The 4,477-nt window shown below is 70.5% G+C and carries 2 protein-coding genes; both read right to left on the bottom strand.

Features of this window, described 5'->3' with window-relative positions:
• Window positions 1–712 (bottom strand): ParB/RepB/Spo0J family partition protein (locus tag E2E34_RS31740; protein WP_167518431.1); only part of this gene is annotated, 712 nt, incomplete at its 3' end.
• A gap of 499 nt (window positions 713–1,211) precedes the next feature.
• Window positions 1,212–4,223 carry an AfsR/SARP family transcriptional regulator gene (locus tag E2E34_RS31735; protein WP_167518430.1) on the bottom strand — a complete coding sequence of 1,004 codons (3,012 nt, stop codon included), beginning with the start codon at window positions 4,221–4,223 and terminating at the stop codon, window positions 1,212–1,214.
• Between the last annotated feature and the right edge of the window lie 254 nt (window positions 4,224–4,477).

Below are 4,477 nucleotides of genomic sequence, written 5' to 3'. Positions count from 1 at the left end.
GGCCGGGGCCGGGGATGCGGCGGGGAGCGGGCGTGGTGCGGCGCTGGCGCGGCGGCAGCGGGTCGTCGCCGGCCTTGAGGCGGGCGCGCACATCGGCCGCGGTCGACGGGGAGATGCCGGCCGCTTTCGCGACCTCCCGCAACGACAGCTCGGGTTGGCTGAGCAGCAGTTCGCGTGCCTGAAGCCGGCCCTCGGCGCCGCTGACCGGCCGCGTGCGGCCGTCCGCGCCCACACGGGCGTTCGACTGTTCATTGCGGACGGTCGAACGGCTGCGCAGCCCCGCGACGGTGACGGGAGACAGGCCGGCGAGGCGGGCGATCCGCCGGTCGGACCACTGCGGGCAGTCGGCCATGATCCGTGCCGCCGCGGCCCTGCGGTCGGCCGCGGTGAGCGGAAGCCCGTGGCGGGAGTTGAGCACCACGGCCAGGACGAACGCCTCCTGCCCGGCCGTCGCGTAGAGGCGGGCGCGGATCTCCCGCAGGCCGCGCAGGGCGGCGGCACGCACGCGGTGCGCGCCGTCTATGACCTTCATGGTGTGGGCGTCCACGACGATCGGGGGGAACTCCTCCTCCGATGCGGCGAGCGCGCGGATGTGGTCGTCGTCCTCGCCGGTGACTCGCGGAGAATCGACGAGCTTCAACGTGTCGATGGGCAGGGTTCTTATCGGACACTTCTCGAGTTGCCGCTCCAGCATGGCCAGGTCGTCTTGCATGATTCCCCCATGAAACGGAGACGTCCGCCGGCAAAGCGGTCTGGCCGGCTGACGTCCTAGGCAGCTGTCGGTGGGCAGCTTAACGACCGGCTATTTCTTGCCCTTTTCTGTCGCGTGGGGCATGAAAACAAAAGCAGAACCTCCAAAGCGTCGCGCTCCGCCTAGGATTGCCGGCAGTTGTGCGAGAAACATGAGGAGAGCTCCGTGCGCAGTCCCGGAAAACTGACCGCCTGGTGTATTGCCGCTGCCGCCGCCGCGACAGCAGGGCTGGGAATCACGACCACGCACCGAGGCGAGTTCAGCGCCTCTCCCCCTCCCGCGGCGCCGGCCCCCATGGCCGGCCTCTCACAGGACGGGGAAGAGACCGACGCACCCCCTGCCTTCGGCGACCTGCCCTGGACCCGGTGACGCCGGCCACTCCCCCACCCGCTGCCCGGCGCCCGCTGACGCCGGCCACTCCCCCACCGTCTGCCCGGCGCCCGGTGACGCGGGCCCGTCGCTACGGGGTGCGGTCGCCGGGCGGGGCCGAGCCGTCGAGCAGGCGCACCAGCTCGACCGGCGAGACAGGGATGTCCGGTTTGATCCAGGCCAGGAACCGGTACAGCCGCTCGGCGCGCTGCTCCCAGTGCGGGCTGGACAGGCCCCGGAGCCGGGACAGGGCGAACTCGGCATACACGCGGGCTTGAACGGGGTCCCGCCGCAGCACGGTGGCGCAGGCCAGATCCAGGTGGATACGGGCCTGCAGAAAGGTATCGCCCACCTCCACGGCTGCCTGCAGGGCCTGATGCAACGACGTCCGGGCCTGCTCTGCCCGCTGCTGGCGCCACTGCGCCTCCCCGCACACGCGCAGCCCATGGGCCTCCCCCAGGCGGTCGGCCTCGGCCCGGGAGAGCACAACAACCTCGAGGCCGGTCTGCTCGGCTTCCTGGGCCTCCCCCTCCCGCAGCAGCGCCTCCGCCAGCCGGTAGATGTTCTGCGCCTCAACGCGCAGCGAGCTGCTGCCCTGCCCGGTGGCGATGGCCTCCCTGATCAGCGAGATGCCCAACGTGTTCTCACCCCGCTCGAGTTCGATCTGGGCAAGCAGCCCGGTCGCATGCGAGCGCCCGGTGTGGTCGTCGGCCTGTGCGAAGCAGTCGATGGCCTGACGGCACAGCAGACGGGCCTCGTCGAGCTCACCGGAGAACCGGGCACACAGCGCGAGATTGCGCAGCACGGTGGCCCGGGTGCGGGCGTTTCCCCCCGGCTCCAGCGTGGACTTCGCCTCCAGGAGCAAAGACCGGGCCTGCGGGTAGTTGCGCTGGTAGATCTCCAGCGTGCCCAGGGAGCTCAGCATCGCCCCGACACCGTCGGTGTCGCCGCCCGCACGAGCGACCTGCAACGCGGTGTCGGCGACGGCCCGCCACGCGTCCAGGTGGCCGTGCGTCTCGAACAGCGGCACCATGCGCACCACCAGTTCCCACGGATGCCCCTGATGGTCCGTATCACGCCACTGACCGATCAGGTCCGCCATGGCCTGACGCTCCGACTCGAACCATGTCATCGGATCGGACCAGGGCTCCTCGGCCGTGAACCAGTGCGGCTGCTTCTTGCCCGCCCACTCCCGCAGTGCCGCCACATGGCCCGGGCCGCGCAGCTGCTCGTGCCCACGGTCGGCCAGGGTGAGCCACGCCCGAAAAGCCCTGCCCAGCGCCGCCTGCCGTTCCTCCGGGAGCTCCTCGGCCATGCCGCGCTCCCAGGCGAACAGACGCAGCAGACTGTGGAGGCCGAAACGCGGCGGCATCCCGCAGGCGCCCGGCCTGATGTCCACAAGCTGTGCCTCCACCAGCCGCTCCAGCAGATCCTCGGCGCGCTCCTGACAGACGTCCAGCAGGGCCGCGCCCACCCAGGAGGCGAAGTCCTCCACGGGCAGCAGCCCCAGCAGACGAAACAGCCGTGCCGCTTCGGCCGACAGCTCCCGGTAGCTGTTCCAGATGCCGCCGCGTACCCCGCCCTCATGAGGGCTGAGCACATCCAGCCGGCGGCGCCTGTCCTCCAGGCGCCTGACCACCAGCTCCACGGACCCGTAGGGTTTGGCGATCAAAGAGGCCCCGACGATACGAAGGGCCAGCGGCAGCCCCCCGCACAGCTCCACCAGCCGCGCCGCATGATCCGCACGGGCCTCGGTGTAAGCGGGGCCCGCGACAGCGGCCAGCATCCGGCCGGACTGCTCGGAATCGAGCGGCTGCAGACCGAGCTTCATCGTCGCGTAATCGCCCGCCAGGCGGTCGAAGGAATCACGGCCGGTGATCACGACACAGGACAGGCCCCCGCCCGGAATGAGCGGGAGAACCTGCGACACCGACCGGACGTTGTCCAGCAGGACCAGCACCCTCTTCCCGTCAAGCACACTGCGGTACAGCGCGGAGCGCCCGTCCAGGTCCTCGGGGATGTCCACACTCGCCACCCCCAGGGCCCGCAGGCACCGGTCCAGCGCCCGCAGCGGCGTGACCGGCGGCTCGTGCCCGTCGTGACCGCGCATGTCAACAAAGAGCTGCCCGTCGGGAAAGCTTTTGGCGACGCGGTTGCTCCAGTACACGGCCAGCGCCGTCTTGCCCACCCCACTGGTACCGGAGATCACCGCGACAGCCAGCGGCACACCACCCCTCGCGGCGTCGAGCAGCCGGTCGAGCTCCGCGACCTCCCGCGCACGACAAGTGAAGGCAGCAGCCGGCGCCGGCAGTTGCGCCGGAGGCCCGGCCGGCGCGGCAGAAGCCACCGCACCACCCCGCTCCGGCCGCTCCGCCGCGGCCAGATCCCGCAGAATGCACTGATGCAGCTCCTGCAGCGCCGGCCCCGGCTCCGCGCCGATCTCCTCGATGAACACCCTGCGACCGGACCGGTAGACCTCCAGCGCGCTCGCCCTGCGACCCGACCCGCGCAAGGCCGCCATCAAGTGCAACCGTGCCTGCTCCCGCAACGGCCACTGCTCCACCACGGTGTTCATCCGGGACACCACCGCCCGGTGCTGCCCCAACCGCAGCAGCAGGCCGGCATGTTCCTCACTCACATCCAGCCACAGTTCCGTCAGCCGCGCCCGCGCGGCCTCAAGACCGCCCTCCGACACCCCCTGCAGCGCCGTGCCGTTCCACAACGCCAGCGCCTGCCGGAAACACTCCGCCGCCTGCGCGTACTCCTCGGCTCCCGCCAGCCTCCGCGCACGGGACACCAGCTCGTCGAACACGTTGACATCGATGCCATGCCGCCCAGGAACAAAAGCGTAGTTCCGGTGCCCCGTCACGATGAGCCGGTCATCACCCGCCGCGTCACGCAAGACCCGCCGCAACGCATTGATGCACACCGCTATCTGATTACGCGCAGTGACAGGCGGCGCACCACCCCACACCGTCTCGATCAGAACGTCCACAGGCACCGGCGTTCCCGCCGAAAGCAGCAAAGCCGCCAGAACAGTACGCTGCCGCGGCCCACCGAGCGGGACGGGATCGCCGTCCACCTCAACCGTCAGCGGACCCAACAACTTGAACGATAACGAACGCAAAACACAATCCTCTGGCCTGTTGACCGGGAACGCACGAGCCACAAGCCACACGGGCACCAACGGCCACCCTCAGACACCACCCGCCGCCACCACACACCCTGCCGGAAACCGGTACCGACACCAACGAACGCCCGCCGGCCCCCAGCACGCAACAAGGACCCCGAAACGACCCGGCACCACCCCGCAGAACAACCGACGCCGGCCGCGTGGCCCCCAGCGGACCTGTCTCT

The sequence above is a fragment of the Streptomyces albidochromogenes genome, assembly GCF_005981925.1.
GTDB lineage: Bacteria > Actinomycetota > Actinomycetes > Streptomycetales > Streptomycetaceae > Streptomyces > Streptomyces albidochromogenes.
The sequence above is the reverse complement of the archived record's forward strand: the minus strand, read 5'-3'. Positions and strand labels throughout refer to the sequence as shown.